Source organism: Streptomyces sp. DSM 41931, from assembly GCF_050271085.1.
In the GTDB taxonomy this organism is placed as follows: domain Bacteria; phylum Actinomycetota; class Actinomycetes; order Streptomycetales; family Streptomycetaceae; genus Streptomyces; species Streptomyces albogriseolus.
In genome coordinates this window covers 3,336,184-3,358,406 of the sequence record NZ_CP189902.1, presented here as the reverse complement: position 1 = coordinate 3,358,406, position 22,223 = coordinate 3,336,184, and the positions used below count along the sequence as shown (strand labels likewise).

Below are 22,223 nucleotides of genomic sequence, written 5' to 3'. Positions count from 1 at the left end.
GGACGCGACTTCCGCGTCCACCGCCTGGCGTTCCGCTTGTCTTCCGGAGCGCTCCGGCCCCGCGCGGAGGACCGTCAGTTGGTCCCGATCCGCGACAGCAGGTCGACGATCCGCTCCTGCACCTCCGGACTGGTGGACCGCTCCGCGAGGAACAGCACCGTCTCCCCGGAGGCCAGCCGCGGCAGGTCCGCCGCGTCGACGGCGGCCGTGTAGACGACCAGCGGGGTGCGGGTGAGCTGCCCGTTGGCCCGCAGCCAGTCGACGATCCCGGCCTGCCCGGCCTGGCGGTGCACCTGCATCAGGTCCATCACCACCAGGTTCGGCCGGAACTGACCCGCGAGCGTCACCGCGTCGGCGTCGCTCGCGGCCCGCGCGACCTGCATCCCGCGCCGTTCCAGCGTGCCGGTCAGGGCCAGCGCGATCTCCGCGTGCTGTTCGATCAGCAGTACGCGGGGCGGGTGCTGTTCGCTGTCGCGCGGCGCGAGCGCCTTCATCAGCACGGCCGGGTCGGCGCCGTACGCGGCGTCGCGGGAGGCCTGGCCGAGTCCGGCCGTGACCAGCACCGGCACCTCCGCCGCGCCCGCCGCCTGACGCAGCGACTGCAGGGCGGTACGGGTGATCGGACCGGTCAGCGGGTCGACGAACAGCGCCGCGGGGAAGGCCGCAATCTGCGCGTCGACCTCCTCACGGGAGTGCACGATCACCGGCCGGTAGCCGCGGTCGCTCAGCGCCTGCTGCGTCGACACGTCCGGCGCGGGCCACACCAGCAGTCGGCGCGGGTTGTCCAGCGGCTCCGGCGGCAGTTCGTCGTCCATCGGCTGCGGACGCGGCGGGTCCGCCACCTCCACGGCCCCGCCGGGACCGTCCAGCGGCTCGGGACCCTCGGCGGCGTCCGCGTCCGGCGCCCCTATCGCGTACGAGCGTCCGGCGGCCTCGGCGGCCGGCGCGAGCCGGGACTGTCCGGCCGGCGCCGCCTGCGCCGGGGGCTGGGCGAGGGCGGCGGCCGGGGTGCGGTCCTGCTGAGGCGCGGCAGCCTGGCCGGCGGGCGGTACGGACTCGGCCTGCGGGTGCGGGCGGGCACCCTGGGCGACGCCGGGTGCCTGCCCGGCGGAGGTCTGGCCGTTCGCGGCGGTCTGCTCGCTGCGGGTGCCGAGCTTGCGGCGGCGGCCGGAACCGCCCGGCTGGTGCGGGGGCGGCGTGGCCGACGCCGGCGGCTGCTGGACCTGGGCGGCCTGCCGGTTGAACGGCACGCCCTGCCCCAGCGTCCGCACGCTGATCGCACGCCCCTGCGTCGAGTTCGGGTCCAGGGGAGCGGCGGCCTCGGCGGGCAGCGGCTGGGCGGCCCGCCGGTCCGGCGCGGGCGCGCCCTCGGGCGGCAGCGGGGTGCCGCCCGACGGCGTGGGCTGCGGTGCGTTCGGCGCGGGCGCACCGGGGACGGATGTGTCACCGGCGGCGGGCCACTGCTGCGGGGCCGGGGTCCCGGCGGGCGGGGTGGCCGCCCCCGGCACGGGCTGGGCGGACCGCGGCGCACCCTGTGCGGACGGTGCCTCGGCGGGCAGCGGCTGGGCCGGAGGAAGCGGGGCAGCGGCGGGCGCGCCCTGCGCGGGCGCCGTCCCCCACTGCTCGGGAGCGCCGGGCGCCTGCGCGGCATCGGCGGGCGGGGCGACCGCACGCCGACGGCGGCCGGTGGGCGCGCTGGTGGGGTGCGGCTGCGGCGGGGTGTGGTCCTCGGACTGGTCCACCGGCACGGCGTCGTGCTGCCCGGCATCGGCGCCCGGAACGCCCTGCGGGGCAGCAGCGGGGGCGGGCTGCGGGGCTTGAGCGGCGGCGTCGGCGGGCTGCGGGGCCTGAGGGTTCGGGTTCGGCGGCACGGGCTGTGACGCGTGGGCGTGGGGCCCGGCCGGCTGGAGCCCTGGCGCCGCGGCGGGTGCGTTGGGCGGCACGGGCTGCGGGTTCGGGCCGACGGGCTGGAGGTTGGGCCCGGGCGCCTGGGCCGCGGCCTGCTGGTTCGGCGGAACCGGCTGCGGAGCCTGCGGGTTCGGGCCCACCGGCTGGAGTCCTGGCACGGCGGGCTGAGGCGCGGGCCCTGCGGCGGGTGCGTTCGGTGGCACGGGCTGCGGGTTCGGGCTCACGGGCTGGAGGTTCGGCCCGGGCGCCTGGGCCGTGGCCTGCTGGTTCGGCGGAACCGGCTGCGCGTTGGGCCCGACCGGCTGTGGACCGGGCGTGGCCGGCTGAGGCGCGCCCGCAGGCGCGGCGTTCGGTGGCACGGGCTGCGCGTTCGGGCCGACGGGCTGGAGGTTCGGCCCAGCCGCCTGCGGCGCGGCCTGCGGGGTCGGCTGCGCGTTGGGCCCGACCGGCTGTGGACCGGGCGTGGCCGGCTGAGGCGCGCCCGCAGGCGCGGCGTTCGGCCCGGCGGCCTGCGGGTTCGGGGGAACGGCCTGCGGCGCGACCGGCGCCGCCTGCCCGTTCGGAGGTACGGCCTGTCCGGCGGCGGCGGGAACCACAGGCTGCGCGCCCGGAGCGGCGGGCTGCGGAGCCGGACCGGCCGCCTGCCCGTTCGGCACGGCGCCCGGCGCCATCGGCGCGACCCCCTGAGCACCCGGGAGTTCCTGACCACCCGGCACCTGACCCGGCGCCACGGGAGCCTGCGCGACGGCCGGGGGCGCCTGTGCGGCGACCGGCTGCCCGGCGGCCTGCCCCGCGACCTCAGCCGCCTGCGCCGTCCGCCCCGCCTGCTCGTCCTGGTCCGCCTCGGCAGGCGGCAGCGCGAACACCGTGCGTGGCGCCGCCTCCTGCGCCGCCGCCCGCTCGTTCGCGGCGGCCAGCGCACGCCGGCGCCGTCCCGTCGGCTGCTGCTGGTCGGGCCCCGCGCTCTGGGCGGGCACGTGCACGGCGAGCGCGCCGGGAGCGCCGTTCGCCTCGCCGGCCGCGGGCAGCGCCGGCGCGAGCGCCTGCTGCTCACCGGCCGCGCGCCGGGCCCGGCGTCCTGACGGCGCGGGCACACCCTGCGGCGGTACGGTCCCGCCCAGCCCGGTGTTGGAGGCCGCGGCGCCCGCCGCGTGCTCGGCCGCGGTGACGACGGCGCCCTCGGACACCCCCGCACCCGCCGCAGCACCGGCGAGTTCGACCTCGGCGCCCACCGCGGCCGCCGCGTCCTCGGCAGGGCGGCCACGCCGCCGTCCGGTCCCGCCGGACACGGCCGCGCCCTCACCGGACGACTGGGCCGGAAGCTGTGCCTGCGGCTGCGGCTGCGGCTGCGCCTGCGCGGGCTCGGCCGAAGCCGCCCGCCGCCTGCGCCGCCCGGTGGGCTGCGGCGCCTCGGCCGGAGCCGCCGCCGGAGCCTCACCGTCGCCCGGTACGTCGCTCTCCAGGAACGCGTCGACGGACGCACGCCGCGCCCGGCGCCGTCCGCCGCTCGGGGCGGGTTCGGCGGGAGCGGCGGCCTCCTCGGGCTGTGCCGCCTGCTGCGGTACGGATCCCGCACCGCCTCCTATCGGCACCTCGAGGACGAACGCGCTGCCGCTCATCCCGGGCACCTCGTGCGTCTGGAGCACCCCGCCGTGCGCCCGGACGATCCCGCGCACGACCGGCTCGTGCACCGGGTCGCCGCCGCCGTACGGGCCGCGCACCTCGATGCGGACGACCTCGCCGCGCTGGGCCGCCGCGACGACGACCGTGTTGTCCAGGTAACCGCCCGCCGAAAGCGGTGTGTTGCCGGTCGCGTCGACGCCCGCGACGTCCGCGACCAGATGGGCGAGGGCGGTCGCGAGCAGCCGCGCGTCCACCTCGGCCTCGATGGGCGGCGCGTGCACCGCGAACTGCACCCGGCCGGGGCCGATCAGCTCCACGGCCCCGTCGACGCCGGCCGCGACGACCGCGTCGAGCATCACCTTCGTACGGGAGATCTGCTCGGTGCCGGCGTCGAGCCGCTGGTAGCCGAGGACGTTGTCGATGAGGGTGGTGATGCGGGAGTAGCCGGCCGACAGATGGTGGAGCACCTGGTTGGCCTCGGGCCACAGCTGGCCCGCGTCGTCGGCGGCCAGCGCGGACAGTTCGCGGCGCAGCTCGTCGAGCGGGCCGCGCAGGGAGCGGCCGAGGAGGGTGAGCAACTGCTCGTGCCGGGCGGCGAGGGCCTCGTAGCGGTCCTTCTCGCGCTCGCCGAGGGCCGCGTACCGCTCCTCGTACGCGGCGAGTTCCTCCGCGTGCTTCTCGCGGAGCTCCTCCACCTCGGTGACGTGGCTCTGGCGCAGGGCGGTCAGCTCGGAGCCGTGCTCCTCGGCGAGCCGCTCCAGCTCCTCGGCGTGCTCCCGCTCGGCGGCCTCCTTCTCCTTGACCAGCGCGTCGTAGGGGCGGCGGTCGAGGAACGTCATGACCGCGCCGACCAGCTGGTCGCCGTCGCGCACCGGGGCGGTGGTGAGGTCGACCGGCAGCTTGTCGCCGTTCTTGGCGTAGAGGACCTGGCCGCGCACGCGGTGCTTGCGGCCGGAACGCAGCGTGTCGGCGAGCGGGGACTCGGAGTAGGGGAAGGGGGAGCCGTCGGCGCGCGAGTGCAGCACCAGGGTGTGCAGCTCGCGGCCGCCGAGCTCGCCGGCCCGGTAGCCGAGGATCTGGGCGGCGGCCGGGTTGACCAGGACGATCCGCCCGTCGGTGTCGGTGCCGACGACGCCCTCGGACGCGGCCCGCAGGATCATCTCCGTCTGCCGCTGCGACCGGGCGAGCTCGGCCTCGGTGTCGACGGTGCCGGAGAGGTCCCGGACGACGAGCATCAGCAGCTCGTCGCCGGTGTAGCCGTAACTGTCGTAGGTGTGCTGCGTGTTCTCGAGGTTGGCGCTGGTGACCTCGACGGGGAACTCGGTGCCGTCGGTCCGCCGGGCGGTCATCCGGGTCGGCTTGGTGCGTGCGCGGGGGTCGATGTGGTCGGGCCGCCGCATGGAGCCGGGGATGAGCTTGCTGTCGAACTCCGGCAGCAGGTCCAGCAGCCCGCGCCCCACCAGGGCGGTGCCGGGCGCCTCGAAGGCCTCGAGGGCGATGGTGTTGGCGTTGACGACGGTCCCGTTGGCGTTGACCAGCACCAGGGCGTCGGGAAGCGCGTCCAGTATGGCTGCGAGGCGAGCAGCGCCTCGGGATGGCCTGCTGCTCACGAGACGCTTCCTCCCTGTTACCGCGACGTGCCGACCGCTCGGGCCATCTTGCCAACGGGCCCGCAACGTGTCACGGGAGGGAGTCTAAGGGCTGGGGGTGCGCCGGGGACGTCGGATGGGACGTACATCGCACCCCGAGGTGACGGTGATGTGACGCCCGGTACGTCCGGTGCCGCGCCTGCCTGGGCCGACGCACCGTGAACCTTCGCGGGACCTTTACGCCCCGGGTGCACCCTCCGCCCGGCCCGCCTCGGGCAGCAGCGGCACGAGCCGGTCCCACCGCTCGATCGCGCACCCGTTCGTCCGGTCGTACGTCGCGTCGATGCGGCGGCCCGCCCAGGTGCCGGTGATCCGGGCGGTGGCGGGGCCGCCGTACTGCATGGTGCACACGGCGTCCCGCGGCACCGGCGCGAAGGCGTCCTGCCCCCAGCGCGTCCGCCGTTCGACGGCCGCGCAGGCGCCGTCGGGGTCGGGATGCGTCCCGCCGCTCGGCCGGCACCGCACCACGTACGTCCCGTCCGCCCCGCCGCCCGCGTCCCGCACGGTGACGGTGAGCCGGTCGCCGTCCGACGCCGGTTCCCCGGCCCGCGCCGGGGAGGGGGACGCGGCGAGCGAGGCGAGCACCGCGACGAGCGCGGCGCCCCCGGCGAGGAGCCGCCGCCGTGTGGGCGTCGGAAGAGGGGACGTCGGGGAAGGGGACGCCGAAGAGGGGGACGTCCGAGAAAGGAAGGAGGACAGGGCAGTCATGCCGTGATCAACGCGCCGGGACGCGGGACGTTGCGCCACGACGGCGTGCCGGTTCCTCGGGGCTTTGCCCTGCGGGCTCCCTGCCTAGTACCGTGGGGGGCGATTGGTGACACCCCACACGGTTGTGTCATCATCGGCACGCACCACCCACTCGCGCCCGCGCGCAGCAGGTTGTGCATGGAGGCGTCGCCTAGTCCGGTCTATGGCGCCGCACTGCTAATGCGGTTTGGGCCTTAAAGCCCATCGAGGGTTCAAATCCCTCCGCCTCCGCCCCGAACACGAAGCCCCGGCCCCAGTGGCCGGGGCTTCGTCGTTCTCCCCGCCGACCCGGGCCTCCCAGTGTGTTTCCGCAGGTCACAAGGGGTAGGGCAATCGGATTTCACATGGCGGCGGCAGTCATGTAATGTTCTTCCTGTCGCCGCGAGCGGGCCGAAAGGGCCGGGAGCGGCGAGACAAATGAAGAGACAAGCACTCGTAGCTTAACGGATAGAGCATCTGACTACGGATCAGAAGGTTGCAGGTTCGAATCCTGCCGAGTGCACACAGACCAGAGGCCCCGGAGCAATCCGGGGCCTCTGGCGTTTCACCAGGGCGACCGAAGGGGGTCCAGCTGCCCGCGCTGGAGGCCGGGGAGCACACGCGGAAGATCCGCGGCCGGTCGGGCGGCCTCTCGGTCGGTGTGGACTACACCCTGACCGTGGACCCGGTCCGAACACCGGGCGGGTCCGTTTCGCGACCCGCCCGGCGCGGTGGGGCTCAGGCCGCCGGCGGGATGTTCTGGTTGGCGTGGAAGAAATTGTCCGGGTCGTAGGTGTGCTTGACGGCGGCGAGGCGGGCGTAGTTGTCGCGGTAGGTGGAGCGGACGCTGTCGGTGTCGCCGGTCTCGCCGAGGAAGTTGACGTAGGCGCCGCCCATGGAGTGCGGGTGGAGCGCCGACCAGTAGTCGACGCACCACTGGCGGATCAGGCCGGCGTTGGCCGGGTCGGGGTCGATGCCGGCGATGACGCCGGACCAGGTCGCGTCCCGGTACGCCCAGGCCGTCTCGCCGGGGGCGACGTCGTGGGCCGCTCCGTCCACCGGGTACAGGTGCATGGTCGACAGGCCGGTCGGCAGCTCCCGCCCGAACCGCTCGTGCACCGCGGCCGCCTCGTCGGTGACCGTGTCGAAGAAGTCGCCGCGCCAGTACCACTGGAGCCCCTTGGGGACCAGCTCGTCGAACATCGTCTGGAGCGCCGGGTACGGCATCGGTGTGGCGAAGTGGAAGGCCGGAGGGGCCGGGTCGTTCACCACGGACAGCACGTCGTCCAGGCGTCCGCCCTCCAGGTCGCCGGTGTAGCACCAGAGCACGGCGCACACCTTCCGCCCGTGGAGCGGCTCGGGGAAGGGCGGGGCGGGCGGGACGGCCATGACGGCGAAGAAGCCGTTGAGGTCCTCGGGCGCCGCGGGCAGGAACTCCCGGTACCAGCGCAGCACGTCCTGGGTCTGCTCGACCGGCCACACGGTGGCCGCCACGCCGACCGTGTGCACCGGGTGCAGCCGGAAGGTGAAGGACGTGACGACGCCGAAGTTGCCGCCACCGCCCCGCAGGGCCCACAGCAGGTCCGGGTGTTCCTTCTCGGTGGTGGTGACGACGCTTCCGTCGGCCAGGACCACGTCCGCGGCGACCAGGCTGTCGATCGTCAGGCCGTACTTGCGGGTGAGGTGGCCGTGGCCGCCGCCCAGCGTGAGACCGCCCACGCCGGTGGTGGAGTTGATGCCGGCGGGCACGCCCAGCCCGAAGGTGTGCGTCTCGTGGTCCAGGTCGCCGAGCAGGCTGCCCCCGCCCGCCTGGGCCGTCCTGTTCACCGGGTCGACCCGCACCCAGCGCATCGGGGACAGGTCGAGGGTGAGCCCGCCCTCGACCAGGCACAGGCCGGGGCCGCTGTGCCCGCCGCCGCGCACGGCCGCCTCGACGCCCGTCTGCCGGGCGAAGGCGATCGTGGTGCGCACGTCCGCCGTGCCCGTGCAGCGGGCGATGGCGGCGGGACGGCGGTCGATCATGGCGTTGTAGACGGAGCGGGTCTCGTCGTACTCGGCGTCCTGCGGTGTCACGAGGGTGCCTCGCAGGGCCTCGCGCAGATTGTCCAGTGCGGTTGCGTCCATGCCGCTCATGAGCGGACACCCCTTGGAGCAGTGCGGAACCTGATGCGGGCCCGCGGGCGGACGAACCGGCGTCCTGGGCGTCAGGGGGGCCTCAGGAGAGGGCCCGGCCGGTGTTCGTCCGGGGTCCTGGGGAGAGCTGTCCCCGGGCGTCCCGGGAAGCACCCCGCCCCTTTCAGTGTGACGCCGGTCACAAGGGTGCGCGATGTGGGCGCGGGGTCATCCTGGCGGGTCCGGATTCCCGTGATGGCGCAGGGTGTTGCGCAGATGGTTGGTCAGGGCGGTGGCCGCCGCCGTGAGGAAGATGAAGCTGTAGAGGATCTGCAGGATCGCGACGAGGCGCGCGGACTGTCCGCGCGGGGTGATGTCCCCGTACCCGACGGTGGCGAGTGTGACCATCGTGAAGTAGAGGGCGTCCAGGCGCGTGGTGATGCCGTGCACCTGGCCGGGGCTCTGGGCGAGCCCCTGGTAGGCGGTCGCGAAGACCAGCACGGACAGGCACGTCAGCGGCGGGATGACCAGTCCCGGACGGACGCCCGGGACGGCCAGCAGCACCCGGGCGACCTGGACCAGCAGCAGGACCGCGATCAGCGCGAGGACCGCCCCGAAGAGCATCCAGCTCAGCAGCGGCCGATCCGGGCCCAGCCCGTCCAGCGGCAGCAGGAAGTACGCGGTGACCATCGCGGTCAGCCCGGCTGCCTGGATCACCCAGGGCCAGACGCTGGGACGGCGCCCGGGCGCGCGCGCTAGGCCGGGGACTCGCGGCGGGGTGCGCACAGGGCCCAGATGATGAAGCCGTCGACGACGATGAGGACGATCGACCACACCGGCTGGTAGGGCAGCCACACGAAGTGGGCGATCATGCTCAGCCCGGCCAGGGCGACACCCACGGCGCGGGCCCAGGTGGCTCCCTTGAACAGCGCCATGCCCGTGGCGGCCACCAGGGCGCCGAGGATCAGATGCACCCAGCCCCAGCCGGTCAGGCTGAACTCGTACGTGAAGTTGGGCGTGGAGACGAAGACGTCGTCCCGGGCGATGGCGGCGATGCCCTCGAAGATCGCCATGATGCCGCCGAACACCATCAGGAACGCGGCGGCGACCGTCCAGCCCGCCGCCCAGGGGCTCTCGGCCTCCCGGCCCGCCCCGCGATAACCCGTACCGCTGACATTGCTGGCCATGTTTCTCGACCTTCCGGATGTCCCCGAGCGGTTCGATCTCATCCAGAGTGGCATCGCGGGCCCCGCCCGGCACCTCGGCGGGTGAGCCCGGGTCAGCTCTTGGGGCGGCTCTCGTCGCAGCGCGGCCCGTTGTCAGTGGTCCCCTCTACTCTCGGCCGGGATGGCACAGGCATGGCGGTGCGCGGGGCTGAGCTGGACGGCGGGCGGCCCCGTGCTGATCTGGGACGGAGGCCGGCGCTCGGCGCTGACCTGGGGGAAGACGGTGGCCTTCGGGGTCGCGGAAGGGGGAGCGCGAACCTGTGTGGGAGCACGGGGGAACACGTGTCCGCTCGCCGCGCGGGTGTCCGCGCGGAGCACCGGGCCGCGCTGCGAGGAGTGCGCCCGCCTGGACCGGGCGCACTCCGTGGCCGCCGACACGCTCGCCGACGACCCCCGGCCCTATCGGGTGTACCTGGCGTGGTTCGGGCCCGGGATGACCAAGGTCGGGATCACCGCCGAGCGGCGCGGGTCCGCCCGGCTGCTGGAACAGGGCGCGGTCTGCTTCAGCTGGCTGGGCACCGGGCCGCTGATGGCGGCGCGGCGCACCGAGGAGCTGCTGCGCGCCGCGCTGCGGGTGCCCGACCGCATCCCCTACGCCGCCAAGCGGGCGGCGCGGGCGGCGCTCCCGGCGACCGGGGAGGAGCGGGCCGCCGAGATCGCCGTGCTGCACGCGCGGGCGCTGGAGCTCACCGGCTGGCCGGAGTCGCTCGCCCCCGCCCCCTTCCGTCCAGTCGACCACGTGGAGGCGTTCGGGCTGGCCGAGGCGCCGGCGCCGGTGGGCGTGGTGGGGGAGCTGGCCGCCGGCGGCGCGGTGAGCGGGGAGCTGGTGGCGGCCGCCGGGCCCGATCTCCACCTGGCGACGGACCGGGGCGTCCTCGTGCTGGACACCCGCCTGCTGCCCGGCTGGGAGCTGCTCCCTGCCGGGGGCCGCCGGGTCGAGGTGCCCGTGCGGGCGCTGAAGGAGCGGCCGGCCGCGCAGGACGGGCTGTTCTGAGCCGCGGGGAAGGAGGCCGGGGGCTGGACCGCCCCCGCCCGCTCGGGTGATCGTGTCCGGCATGAGCACCCATCCGCCGACACCGCCCGCGGCTCCCGCCGGGGGTGCCGCTCCCGTCGGGGCTGCCGGGAACGCCGCCCCCGCCGGGGCTGCCACCTCCGCCGGGGCCGCTGCCTCCGCCGGAGCCGCCGCCTCCGCCAGAGCCGCCGCCACCGCCGAGGTCGCCGAGACCGCCGAGACCGCCAAGGTCCGCCGTTTCTGGCAGGACCTCGGCCTGCCCGGCCTCGTCGACGTGCACACGCACTTCATGCCGGAGCGCGTGCTCCACAAGGTGTGGGCGTACTTCGACGGGCTCGGCCCGCTCACCGGCGGCATCGAGTGGCCGATCACGTACCGCAAGGAGGAGGGCGAACGGGCCGCGCTGCTGAGGGCGTTCGGTGTGCGCGCCTTCACGGCGATGCTCTACCCGCACAAGCCGGGCATGGCCCGCTGGCTCAACGACTGGGCCGCAGGGTTCGCCCGCCGCACCCCCGACTGCCTGCACACCTCCACCCTCTTCCCCGAGCCCGGCGCCGCCGCCTACGTCCGCGAGGCCGTCGAGCACGGGACGCGCGTCTTCAAGGCGCACGTCCAGGTCGGCGGGTACGACCCCTCCGACGAAGCGCTCGACGCCTGCTGGGGGCTGCTCGCCGAGGCGGGCACACCGGTGGTGGTTCACTGCGGCTCGGGCCCCGCCCCCGGCAAGCACACCGGACCCGAGCCGGTCGCCCGCGTGCTGGCCCGCCACCCCCGGCTGCGGCTCGTCGTGGCCCACATGGGCATGCCCGAGTACGAGGACTTCCTCGGCCTGGCCGAGCGGTACCGGGAGGTCCGCCTCGACACCACCATGGCGTTCACCGGCTTCAGCGAGCGGATGGCGCCGTTCCCCCGGCGGGCGCTGCCCCGGCTGGCCGCCCTCGGCGACCGCGTCCTGCTCGGCACCGACTTCCCCAACATCCCCTACCCGTACGCCCATCAGCTCGACGCCCTCGCGGATCTCGGGCTCGGCGACGACTGGCTGCGGGCGGTGTGCCACGACAACGCGGCCCGGCTGTTCGGTCTGCCGGACGTCCCGGAGCCGCCCGCCTGAGAAACGCCGGTGGATTTCTCAGGGAAAACACAGACAGACGCAAGGGTGCTCTCAGGGGACTCCCTGATCGTGCCCGGTATGACCACGATCTCGCCCCAGGGGCGCACCGAACTGCTGAGGCCGGACGGGAGCTCCGTCCGGGTGCTGGTGGTGGACGACGAGCAGTCGATCACCGAGCTGCTCTCCATGGCCCTGCGCTACGAGGGCTGGCAGATCCGCAGCGCGGCCGACGGCCAAGGCGCCCTCCGCGCGGCCCGCGAATTCCGGCCCGACGCCGTCGTCCTGGACATGATGCTGCCCGACATGGACGGGCTCACCGTCCTCGGCCGGCTCCGGCGCGAACTGCCGGACGTACCCGTCCTGTTCCTCACCGCGAAGGACGCCGTCGAGGACCGGATCGCCGGGCTGACCGCGGGCGGCGACGACTACGTGACCAAGCCGTTCAGCCTGGAGGAGGTCGTCGCGCGGCTGCGCGGACTGATCCGCCGCTCCTACGCGACCGACCGCCGCTCCGACGCCCTGCTGGTGGTCGGCGACCTCACCCTGGACGAGGACAGCCACGAGGTGACCCGCGGCGGCCGGAGCATCCACCTGACCGCCACCGAGTTCGAGCTGCTGCGCTTCCTGATGCGCAACCCGCGCCGGGTGCTCAGCAAGGCGCAGATCCTCGACCGCGTCTGGTCCTACGACTTCGGCGGCCAGGCGAACGTCGTCGAGCTGTACATCTCCTACCTGCGCCGGAAGATCGACGCGGGCCGGGAGCCGATGATCCACACCCGGCGCGGCGCCGGTTACCTGCTGAAGCCCGCGGTGTCGTGAGCGGACCGGGGCGACCGCGTCCGCGCACGCTGCGGACGCGGCTCGTCGTGGCGTCCGTCACGCTGATCGCGGTGGTGTGCGCGGTGATCGGGACGGTGACCGCGCTGGCCCTCCGCTCCCATCTGTACGAGCAGCTCGACGGGCAGCTCCGTGAGGTGGCGATGCGGGCGACGGGCGGCCCGCCCGGCGACGGGCCGCGCCCCGGCCCGCCCGCGGACCCCCTCGACTTCGTGACCAGGGGCCCGCAGATGTTCGGCACCGTCGGCGCCACCGTCGTGGACGGCACGGTGACCGACGGGGTGGTGAGCGACTCCCGCGAGGTGAACGGCGTCCGCACGCCCGAGGCCGGACGGCTCACCGGCGCGCAGCTCGCCGCCCTGGAGGACGTGCCGCGCGACCGCCAGGAGCACACCGCCGACCTCCCCGGGCTCGGCAGCTACCGCGTCGTCCACGCGGAGGGGCCCAACGGCGCCTTCTACGTCGCCGTCCCCACCGCCGACGTCGACGCCACCGTCACCACCCTGATCCTGGTGGAGATCAGCGTCACCGCCGCCGGTCTTGTCGCCGCGTCCCTGGCCGGCGCCGTCATCGTCGGCGTCGCCACCCGCCCGCTGCGCCGGGTCGCCGCCACCGCCACCCGTGTCGCCGAACTCCCCCTGCACCGGGGCGAGGTGACCCTGAAGGAACGCGTCTCCGAGTCCGAGTGCGATCCGCACACCGAGGTCGGCCGGGTCGGCGCCGCCCTCAACCGCATGCTCGACCACGTCCACGGCGCCCTGCACGCCCGGCAGCTGAGCGAGACCCGGGTACGGCAGTTCGTCGCGGACGCCTCCCACGAACTGCGCACCCCGCTCGCCTCCATCCGCGGATACGCCGAACTCACCCGGCGCGGCCGGGAGGAGGTCGGCCCCGACACCCGGCACGCGCTGCGCCGCATCGAGTCCGAGGCCGGCCGGATGACCCTGCTGGTCGAGGATCTGCTGCTGCTCGCCCGCCTGGACGCCGGACGGCCCCTGCGCTGCGAGGAGACCGACCTGGTGCCGCTGGTCGTGGACGCCGTCAGCGACGCCCGCGCCGCGGGCCCCGGCCACCACTGGCGCCTGGACCTGCCCGACGCGCCCGCACCGGTCACCGCCGACTCCGCCCGGCTCCAGCAGATCCTCGTCAACCTGCTCGCCAACGCCCGCACCCACACCCCGCCGGGCACCACCGTCACCGCACGGGTGCGCCACGAGGGCCCCTGGCTGCGGGTGGACGTCGCCGACGACGGGCCCGGCATCCCGCCCGAGCTGCTCCCGCACGTCTTCGAACGGTTCGCGCGCGGCGACTCGGCCCGTACCCGGGCCACCGGATCGACGGGGCTGGGGCTGGCGATCGTGCAGGCGGTGGCGGCCGCGCACGGCGGCTCGGTGACGGCCGACAGCGTGCCCGGCCGGACGGTGTTCACCCTCCGCCTGCCCGCGGCCGCGCCGGACGCGCCGGACCCACAGTCGTGGCACAGCCTCACCACAGGGGCACGACAGGGGAGTTGACCAGGGTCGCTGCCATGCGAACCGACCCTTATCCCGGCACGCTGCCGGCTCGGGAGCACCTTCCGGCCGCCTGGGCCGGCACACCGGTCCTCGATGTCGTCGTCCCCGTCTTCAACGAGGAGAAGGACCTCCGGCCCTGCGTCCGCCGGCTGCACGAACACCTCACCCGGACCTTCCCGTACGCGTTCCGCATCACCATCGCCGACAACGCCTCCACGGACGGCACTCCGCTCGTCGCCGCCGACCTGGAGCGGCGGATCGAGGAGGTGCGGTCCGTCCGGCTGGAGCGGAAGGGCCGCGGACGGGCGCTGCGGACCGTCTGGTCCGCCTCGGACGCGCCCGTCCTCGCCTACATGGACGTGGACCTGTCCACCGACCTCAACGCCCTGCTGCCGCTGGTCGCCCCCTTGATCTCCGGGCACTCCGACCTGGCCGTCGGCTCCCGGCTGAGCCGCGGTTCGCGGGTGGTGCGGGGAGCCCGACGGGAGTTCATCAGCCGGGGCTACAACCTGATCCTGCGCGGCTCGCTCCAGGCGCGTTTCTCCGACGCGCAGTGCGGGTTCAAGGCGATCCGCCGTGACGTGGCGCAGGTGCTGCTGCCGCTGGTGGAGGACGGCGGCTGGTTCTTCGACACGGAGCTGCTGGTGCTCGCCGAGCGGGCGGGGCTGCGGATCCACGAGGTGCCGGTCGACTGGGTGGACGACCCCGACTCCACCGTCCACATCGTGCGGACGGCCATGGAGGACCTCAAGGGCGTGTGGCGGGTCGGCAGGGCGCTGGCCACCGGCGCGCTGCCGCTGGACCGGCTCGCCCGGCCCTTCGGCGACGACCCGCGCGACCGGGAGCTCGCGGACGTGCCGCGCGGACTGGCCCGGCAGCTCGTCGGCTTCTGCGCCGTCGGCGCCGTGTCCACGGTGTGCTACCTGCTCCTCTACAGCGCCTTCCGGGCCGTCACCGGCCCCCAGACCGCCAACGGGCTCGCCCTGCTGGTGTCGGCGGTCGCCAACACCGCCGCCAACCGCCGGCTCACCTTCCGGGTACGGGGGCGCGGCGGGATGGTCCGCCACCAGGCCCAGGGCCTGGTCGTCCTCGCCATCGGCCTCGCCCTGACCAGCGGCTCGCTCGCCGCCCTGAACACGGCGAGCAGCGACCCCGCCCGCTCCACGGAGCTGGCGGTCCTGGTGGCCGCCAACCTCGCGGCGACGGTCCTGCGGTTCCTGCTGTTCCGGGCGTGGGTCTTCCCGGACCGGGGCCCGGCCCGCGCCGCCGACACGGTGTCCCGGACCGGGGGGACGCCTTGGCGGGCGACGTCCGGTCGCGGCGCCACGGCACCCGCGCCCGGTCCTTCGACGCCCGCGCCCGGCCCGTCGCCCGCCTCACCGATGGCCCCGTCGCCGGGGCAGGCGGCTTCCTGGACCACCTCGGAAGCCGACCCCGCTGCCCGAGTCCCGCGAACGCCCCAGCCGGACACGCCGGTTACGCCGCCACCGCCACCCGCCCCAGCCCGCCCACAGTTCCCCGCTCGCCCCGCCCGGCAGCCCGACCACGACCCGAGGACCACCCGATGACCACCCCACGCGACCCGCAGTCCGACCCGGCCGACGGGGCACCCTTCCACGCACCTGCGCCGAACGGCCCGCAAGCCGGAGCCGGGTCCGCAGCCGGCGGTCTCCCCGCGCCGTACGGTGAGCGAGCCGGTGACGATGCCGCTGCCGGCGGCCGGCGACCCGCGTCCGCAGCGCAGGGCGCGCGGACCCAGACCGAAGCCGCGGCCGGCGGTACCCGTCCGGCGTCCGCGCCGTACGGCCCGCGCGCCGGAGCTGATGCCGCCATCGGTGACCCGCCGCCCGCCGCGCCCGCACCGCACGGCGCTCCCGTCGGAGCCGAAGCCGCCGGCGGACCCCGCCCCGCACCGCCCGGCGGGCAGGCCGGTGCCGGAACGGCCGCCCCCGCAGCCGCTTCCGGTCCGGCGGCCGGCGTCCCACCGCACGGCGCGCATGCCGCGCCCGCCGGTGACCCGTCGCCCCCGCAGACCGCCGTGAGCCCCGGCCCACCCACCGCCGACCCCCGCTGGGCCCGCCCCGCCTTCCTCGCGCTGCTCCTCGCCACCGGCGTGCTCTACCTCTGCAACCTCCACGCCTCCGGCTACGCCAACTCCTTCTACTCCGCGGCCGTGCAGGCGGGCAGCCAGTCCTGGAAGGCCTTCTTCTTCGGCTCGCTCGACGCGGCGAACGCCATCACCGTCGACAAGCCCCCGGCCGCGCTCTGGCCGATGGCCCTCTCGGTGCGCCTGTTCGGCCTCAACTCCTGGGCGATCCTCGTGCCCGAGGTCCTCATGGGCGTCGGCACGGTCGCCGTCGTGCACGCGTCCGTGCGCCGCCGTTCCGGTCACGGCGCCGCGCTCCTCGCGGGAGCGGTCCTCGCGCTCACCCCGGTCGCGGCGCTGATGTTCCGCTTCAACAATCCGGACGCGCTGCTCGCGCTGCTGATGGCCGTCGCCTGCCATCTCGTCGTCCGTGCCCTGGAGGACGGCCGGACCAGGTGGCTGGTGTGGGCGGGCGTCGCCGTCGGCTTCGCGTTCCTCACCAAGACGCTCCAGGCGTTCCTGATCCTCCCGGCCCTGGCCGCGGTCTACGCGGTCTGCGCCCCCGTCCGCCCGCGCAAGCGGTTCGCGCAGCTCGCGCTCGCGACCGTCGCGCTCGTGGTGTCCGGCGGCTGGTGGGTCGCGGTGGTCGAGCTGTGGCCGGCGTCCTCACGGCCGTACATCGGCGGCTCGCAGAACAACAGCTTCCTGGAGCTGACCTTCGGCTACAACGGCCTCGGCCGGCTCAACGGCGACGAGACGGGCAGCGTCGGAGGCGGGGGCGCCCCGGGCGGCGGCGGACGCTGGGGCGAGACCGGCTGGGACCGGATGTTCAACGACGACATCGGCGGCCAGATCTCCTGGCTGCTGCCCGCCGCGCTGATCCTGCTCGTCGCCGGCCTGGTCCTGAGCCGTAAGGCCGGCAGGACCGACGTCACCCAGGCCGCGTTCCTGGTGTGGGGCGGCTCGCTGCTGACGACCGCTGTCGTCTTCAGCTTCATGGCCGGCATCTTCCACCAGTACTACACGGTGGCGCTGGCCCCCTACGTGGCGGCCGTGACCGGCATGGGCGCGGCGGCCCTGTGGCACAGGCGGCGGGAGACGTGGGCCGCCCTCACCCTGGCGGCGACCGTCACGGCGACGGCGGCCTGGGGGTACGTTCTGCTCCACCGCACGCCCGACTACCTGCCGTGGCTGCGGTGGCTCGTCCTGGTGGGCGGACTGACCGCGGCGCTGGGGCTGGTCTTCGCGGGCCGGGCGGGACGCCGGGTGGTGCTCGCGGCGGCCGGGCTGGGCGTCGCGGCCTCCCTGGCCGGCCCGACGGCGTACACCCTGAGCACCGTGCGGGAGGGGCACTCCGGCTCCATCGTCACGGCCGGTCCCGCGTCGACGGGCAGGGGCGGCGGCCCCGGCGGGGGCGGAGGCCCGCAGAACGGCGCCCCGCCCGGCGCCGACGGGAACGGCCCCTCTCAAAACGGCGGCTTCCCCGGCGGCGGCCCCGGCCAGGACGGCTTCGGCGCCCCTCCTGGCGCCGACGGCACCACCCCGCCCGGCGGAGCCGGCACCACCACGGAAGCCCCCGGCCGGGGTCCCCGCGGCGGAGGCGCCGGCATGGGCGGTCTCCTCGGCGGCACCGACGTCGACGCCGAGGCACGCGAGCTGCTGGAGGCCGGCGCCGCCGGCCACACCTGGGCCGCCGCGGCGGTCGGCGCGCAGAACGCCGCGAGCTACCAGCTCGCCACCGGTGAACCGGTCATGGCGATCGGCGGCTTCAACGGCACCGACCCGTCCCCGACCCTCGCGCAGTTCCAGCAGTACGTGAAGGACGGCCGCATCCACTACTTCGTCTCCGGCGGAGGCGCAGGCGCAGGCGGAGGCGGCACGGGCCGAGGCGGAGGATCCGGCACCGGTGCCGCCTCCCGGATCACCGCCTGGGTGCAGTCCCACTTCACCCACGTCACCGCCGGCTCCGTCACCTTCTACGACCTCACCCGCCCGACGTCCGACAGCTGACCCCGCCCGGGGCGTTCGCCTACTCGTTCTCCGCCAGGCGCGCCGGGAAACCGCCCGTCGCCACCGGCCCCCAGCGTTCCGGGGTGATCCGGATCAGCGACTTGCCCTGCTTCACCATCGCCGCGCGGTACTCGTCCCAGTCGGGGTGCTCGCCCGCGATGTTCCGGTAGTACTCCACCAGCGGCTCCACCGACTCGGGCACGTCCAGCACCTCGGCGGTGCCGTCGATCTGCACCCAGGGGCCGTTCCAGTCGTCGCTCAGGACGATCAGGGCCACCCGCGGGTCCCGCTTGGCGTTGCGGGTCTTGGCGCGCTCCGGGTACGTGGACACCACGATCCGCCCGGAATCGTCGACCCCGCAGGTCAGCGGCGACCCCTGCGGGCCGCCGTCGGAGCGGCGGGTCAGCAGGATTGCGCGGTGCCGGGGGCGTACGAAGTCGAGCAACTCGTCGAGGGAGACGCGGGTGTTGGTCGCGATGTTGGGTGCCATGGCGTCAGCCTAGGCCGCCATCGCCTCCGGGAGGTTGTCGTACACGGGCACGTCGCGGCGCAGCCCGGTCACCTCCAGGACGCGGCCCGCCACGCTCTCCGGGAGGGCCACCACGTGCACCCGGGTGTCGGGGAGCAGCAGCCTCCGGGCGTCGTTGATCAGACGGATGCCCTGGGAGTCCATGAAGCGGGTCCCGGACAGGTCGAGGACCATCACCCGCGCGGGCCCCTCGGAGCCGGAGCGGGCCTGGTACATGATCAGCGGCAGCAGGCCGTCGGCGTTGCGGAAGTCGATCTCCGACGGCAGCGGGAGCATCACACGCTCGGAGGAAGGGGGCGGAGGGGTCACGGCATTCACCTGACACGGTCGTCCGGAATCGGCAGGCCGCTTCCTGACCCTCCACCCATTGGACCACGTCGGGGGCGAGACCGGAAGCGGCGCAGGTCCGGACGCCGCGGCTCAGACCTCAGGGAGCTTCTCGCCCCGCACGGCCTGGACGTCCAGCTCCACCCGGAGCGTGGTGCCGACGGCGGCGATGCCGGCCTGGACGACCTGGTTGTAGTTCATCGCGAAGTCATCGCGCCGCAGTTCCGTGGTGGCGCGGAAGGCCGCCCGGGTGCCGCCCCAGGGGTCGGCGCCGGTGCCGAGGTACGCCAGGTCCAGGTCGACCGGGCGGACCACGCCGCGCATGGTCAGTTCGCCGTGCACGGTCCAGCGGTCGGTGCCCGCCTGGGTGAGCCCCGTGGACCGGTAGGCGATCTCCGGGTGCCGCGCGACGTCCAGGAAGTCCGGCGACCGCAGATGGGTGTCGCGCATCCTGTTGCCGGTGTCGATGGACGCGGCCCGGATCACGGCCTCCACACGCGACTTGGTGACGTCGTCCGGGGCGATCTCCACCGAGGCGGTGAAGTCGGTGAACCGGCCCCGCACGCTGGAGATGCCCAGGTGCTGGGCGACGGCGGCCACGCTGGAGTGCGCCGGGTCGACGGTCCACGGGCCGGGCGGCGGCAGCTCCGTGCCCCCGGTGCGGGCCAGCGTCACCGTCCCGACCTCCGCGCGCCCGCTCGCGGTGACGAGGGCGCTGGCGGCGGCGGGTGCGTACCCGACCGCGGTCACGACGACGGTGTACGCCCCCGGAGCCAGCTCGGTGGCGTCCCGGACGGCGCCCTCGGCGTCCGCCTCGGCGCGCAGCACCTGGGCGCCGGTCCCGTCGGCCAGCGTGACGACCGCGTGCGACACGGCCCATCCGTCCCGGGTGCGGATCCTCGCGGTCAGTGGCATCCCGTCTTCTCCCTGAAAAGGCTCATGAAAAGGTCGTGAGACGACCGGCCCGCGGCGGGGGCGCGTCTCCGCTACAGGACGCGCGGGCCCGCCACGGGCCGGAACTCGGTCAGTCGCCCGGGTGGGCGAGCTCGATGTCGTGGTCGTCGACACCGGGTCCTGCGACCGTCAGGGCGCTCGCCACCGGCGGGTAGCCCGTGGCGATGACGGTGTACTCGCCGCCGTCCAGGTCGGCGAAGGCGTACGCCCCGTCCTCACCGGTGGTGGCGGTGCCGACCACGTTGCCCGCCGCGTCGACCAGGGTGACCCGGGCGTCGGCCAGCGGACCGTGCGGGGCGCGGATCACGCCCCGGACGTGGGCGCCGGTCTCCAGGTCGGCCTCGACCCGGGTGACGCCCGTGGCGCCGATCTCGACCGGCAGGGCGCGCGGCCGGTACCCGGCGGCGTTCACCGCCACGGTCACCGCGCCCGGCACCAGCTCGGTGAACGAGAACTCGCCCTGCTCGCCGGTGGTCCCGGTGGCCAGCAGATCCCCGCGCACATCGGTCACGATGACCATCGCGTCCCTCACCGGCTGCCCGGTGTCCGCTGCGCGGACCACGCCGGTCATACCGCTGGTGCCGCTGAGCAGGATGTCGTAGGACACCGGCTCGTCGTTGACCACGACCGTCGACGCCTGCGGCTGGTGCCCGTCGGCGGCGGCGATCAGGACGTACGACCCCGCCGAGGGGGCGTCCACCGCGTAGGAGCCGTCGCCCTGGGCCACGGAGCGGCCCAGCTGGCGGCCGCCCAGGGAGATCAGCGTGACGGCGGCACGGGGCACCGGGGTGCTGTCGGCGCCCCGGACGAAGCCGCGCACGGGGATGCCGGAGGAGGCGGACTCCTCGGGCCGGGTGGCGGTGGCGACGGCGGACACCGGCTGGGCGAAGGTGTCCTCCGCGGCGGTCCGCGTCTCCGAGACGGAGGCCGCGGGGACGGCGCTTCCGGCCGGGACGGAGGCGGCCTCGGCGGCGACCGGGTCGCCGGCCCCGGCGGCCTGCTCCTGCGCGGCCTGGGCCAGCGCGCCGGTGGTCCGCAGCGGGACCTCCTTGATGAAGATCGTCACCAGGAAGCCGAGCAGGGCGACCGGCGCGACGTACAGGAAGATGTCGGCGATGCCGTGGCCGTAGGCGCTCTCCAGCCAGGTGCGGATGGACGGGGGCAACAGGTCCATGTCGGGGATGGTGCCGCTGCCGGAGGCCTTGGCGGCCGCCGCCTGCTCCTGCGGGCTGAGGGTGCCGATGGTGTCCGCCGCGTAGTGGCTGATCCGGGAGGACATCACCGAGCCGAGCACGGAGACGCCCACCGCGCCGCCGAGGGAGCGGAAGAAGGTGACCACGGAGGAGGCCGCGCCCAGGTCGCTCGGGTCCACCTGGTTCTGCGTGCAGAGCACCAGGTTCTGCATCATCATGCCGACGCCCAGGCCCATCAGCGCCATGAAGACGCCGATGTGCCAGTACGGGGTGTCGTAGCGCATGGTGCTCAGCAGGCCGAGGCCCGCCGTGAGCAGCACGCCGCCCGCCAGGAGCCAGGCCTTCCAGCGGCCGGTCCTGGTGATGACGATGCCGGAGACGGTCGACGATATGAACAGACCGCCGATCATCGGGATGGTCATGACGCCCGACATGGTCGGGGACTTGTCCCGGGCGAGCTGGAAGTACTGGCTGAAGTAGACGGTGCCCGCGAACATCGCGATACCGACGAACAGCGAGGCCAGCGACGCCAGCGTGATGGTGCGGTTGCGGAACAGGCGCAGCGGGATGATCGGCTCGCTCGCCCTGGACTCGACGAGCAGGAAGACCAGCGTCAGCAGGACCGCGCCGCCGACCATCACCCCGGTCTGCCACGACATCCAGTCGTACTTGTCGTCGGCGAAGGTGACCCAGACGAGCAGCAGGCTGACGGCCGCGGTGACGAAGAAGGCGCCGGCCCAGTCGACCTTGACCTCCCGCTTCACCAGCGGCAGGTGCAGCGTCTTCTGCAGCACGACCAGCGCGATCAGCGCGAACGGGATGCCGACGTAGAGGCACCAGCGCCAGCCGAGCCAGCTGGTGTCGGTGATGACGCCGCCGAGCAGCGGGCCGCCGACGGTCGCGACCGCGAACGTCGCGCCCAGGTAGCCGGAGTACCGCCCGCGCTCCCGCGGGGAGATCATCGCGGCCATGATGATCTGGGCCAGCGCGGCGAGACCGCCGCCGCCGAGGCCCTGGATGGCGCGCGCGGTGATCAGCATGCCCGGGTTCTGCGCCGTGCCGGCCACGATCGAGCCGATCACGAAGATCACCAGGGCCGTCTGGACCAGGGCCTTCTTGCTGATGAGGTCGGCGAGCTTGCCCCACAGGGGGGTGGAGGCGGTCATCGTCAGCAGCGAGGCGGTGACGACCCAGGTGTAGGCGCTCTGGCCGCCGCCGAGGTCGGAGACGATCTCGGGCAGGGCGTTGGTGACGATGGTCGACGACAGGATGGCGCAGAACATGCCGAGCAACAGCCCGGACAGCGCCTCCATGATCTGCCGGTGCGTCATCGGAGCGTCCTGGGAGGGGCCTCCCCCGTGCTTGGCATGAGCCCGCACACCGTTCGGTGTGGTCGTTGCCATGGA

At 74.8% G+C, this 22,223-nt stretch carries 15 protein-coding genes and 2 tRNA genes; 8 read left to right on the top strand and 9 right to left on the bottom strand.

The window, feature by feature from the left end:
• Positions 1-74: 74 nt before the first annotated feature.
• Together ACP7TJ_RS15580 and ACP7TJ_RS15575 are read right to left on the bottom strand one after the other, a co-directional pair.
• Positions 75-5,141 (bottom strand): PAS domain-containing protein, encoded by a 5,067-nt coding sequence (locus tag ACP7TJ_RS15580; RefSeq protein ID WP_427763551.1) that lies wholly within the window; start codon positions 5,139-5,141, stop codon positions 75-77.
• A 216-nt stretch (positions 5,142-5,357) separates the two neighbouring features.
• Positions 5,358-5,888, bottom strand: a complete 531-nt coding sequence (locus ACP7TJ_RS15575) for an SSI family serine proteinase inhibitor (protein ID WP_427763549.1) — start codon at positions 5,886-5,888, stop codon at positions 5,358-5,360.
• Between the two features lie 179 nt (positions 5,889-6,067).
• Between ACP7TJ_RS15575 and ACP7TJ_RS15570 the strand changes: the two genes are divergently transcribed.
• Positions 6,068-6,158, top strand: a tRNA-Ser gene (locus ACP7TJ_RS15570).
• 198 nt (positions 6,159-6,356) lie between these two features.
• A tRNA-Arg gene (locus tag ACP7TJ_RS15565) sits at positions 6,357-6,429 on the top strand.
• 215 nt (positions 6,430-6,644) lie between these two features.
• On the opposite strand, the gene ACP7TJ_RS15560 is transcribed toward ACP7TJ_RS15565, so the two are convergent.
• The 3 genes from ACP7TJ_RS15560 to ACP7TJ_RS15550 form a co-directional block, all read right to left on the bottom strand.
• Positions 6,645-8,030 carry an FAD-binding oxidoreductase gene (locus tag ACP7TJ_RS15560; protein ID WP_427763548.1) on the bottom strand — a complete coding sequence of 462 codons (1,386 nt, stop codon included), beginning with the start codon at positions 8,028-8,030 and terminating at the stop codon, positions 6,645-6,647.
• A gap of 216 nt (positions 8,031-8,246) precedes the next feature.
• On the bottom strand, positions 8,247-8,735 hold the full coding sequence (locus ACP7TJ_RS15555) for a potassium channel family protein (protein ID WP_427763546.1): 489 nt from the start codon (positions 8,733-8,735) through the stop codon (positions 8,247-8,249).
• A gap of 38 nt (positions 8,736-8,773) precedes the next feature.
• A complete protein-coding gene (locus tag ACP7TJ_RS15550) occupies positions 8,774-9,205 on the bottom strand; it encodes a DUF7144 family membrane protein (RefSeq protein ID WP_093764203.1) in 432 nt (143 codons plus the stop codon).
• Between the two features lie 160 nt (positions 9,206-9,365).
• Between ACP7TJ_RS15550 and ACP7TJ_RS15545 the strand changes: the two genes are divergently transcribed.
• The 6 genes from ACP7TJ_RS15545 to ACP7TJ_RS15520 all read left to right on the top strand — a co-directional run bounded on the left by ACP7TJ_RS15545 (position 9,366) and on the right by ACP7TJ_RS15520 (position 17,814).
• Positions 9,366-10,238, top strand: a complete 873-nt coding sequence (locus tag ACP7TJ_RS15545) for a DUF2797 domain-containing protein (RefSeq protein WP_093764202.1) — start codon at positions 9,366-9,368, stop codon at positions 10,236-10,238.
• A 61-nt stretch (positions 10,239-10,299) separates the two neighbouring features.
• A complete protein-coding gene (locus ACP7TJ_RS15540) occupies positions 10,300-11,367 on the top strand; it encodes an amidohydrolase family protein (protein ID WP_427763543.1) in 1,068 nt (355 codons plus the stop codon).
• A 78-nt stretch (positions 11,368-11,445) separates the two neighbouring features.
• Positions 11,446-12,186: a response regulator transcription factor gene (locus ACP7TJ_RS15535; protein ID WP_093764636.1), complete on the top strand. Its 741-nt coding sequence runs from the start codon at positions 11,446-11,448 to the stop codon at positions 12,184-12,186.
• Positions 12,183-13,718, top strand: coding sequence for a HAMP domain-containing sensor histidine kinase (locus ACP7TJ_RS15530; protein ID WP_367549085.1), 1,536 nt, complete (start codon positions 12,183-12,185; stop codon positions 13,716-13,718). The genes ACP7TJ_RS15535 and ACP7TJ_RS15530 overlap by 4 nt, the downstream gene beginning before the upstream one ends.
• A 14-nt stretch (positions 13,719-13,732) precedes the next feature.
• Complete coding sequence (locus ACP7TJ_RS15525; protein WP_427763540.1) at positions 13,733-15,286, top strand: glycosyltransferase; 1,554 nt, start codon at positions 13,733-13,735, stop codon at positions 15,284-15,286.
• Between the two features lie 263 nt (positions 15,287-15,549).
• Positions 15,550-17,814 (top strand): ArnT family glycosyltransferase, encoded by a 2,265-nt coding sequence (locus tag ACP7TJ_RS15520; RefSeq protein WP_427767373.1) that lies wholly within the window; start codon positions 15,550-15,552, stop codon positions 17,812-17,814.
• 19 nt (positions 17,815-17,833) lie between these two features.
• Here ACP7TJ_RS15520 and ACP7TJ_RS15515 read toward each other — a convergent pair whose 3' ends face one another.
• The 4 genes from ACP7TJ_RS15515 to ACP7TJ_RS15500 all read right to left on the bottom strand — a co-directional run bounded on the left by ACP7TJ_RS15515 (position 17,834) and on the right by ACP7TJ_RS15500 (position 22,220).
• Positions 17,834-18,304, bottom strand: coding sequence for a PPOX class F420-dependent oxidoreductase (locus ACP7TJ_RS15515; RefSeq protein WP_167741442.1), 471 nt, complete (start codon positions 18,302-18,304; stop codon positions 17,834-17,836).
• 9 nt (positions 18,305-18,313) lie between these two features.
• A complete protein-coding gene (locus ACP7TJ_RS15510; protein WP_093764197.1) occupies positions 18,314-18,661 on the bottom strand; it encodes an STAS domain-containing protein in 348 nt (115 codons plus the stop codon).
• Positions 18,662-18,763: 102 nt separating this feature from the next.
• Positions 18,764-19,585, bottom strand: a complete 822-nt coding sequence (locus ACP7TJ_RS15505) for a YceI family protein (RefSeq protein WP_427763538.1) — start codon at positions 19,583-19,585, stop codon at positions 18,764-18,766.
• Between the two features lie 109 nt (positions 19,586-19,694).
• On the bottom strand, positions 19,695-22,220 hold the full coding sequence (locus ACP7TJ_RS15500; protein WP_427763536.1) for an MFS transporter: 2,526 nt from the start codon (positions 22,218-22,220) through the stop codon (positions 19,695-19,697).
• Positions 22,221-22,223: the final 3 nt, after the last annotated feature.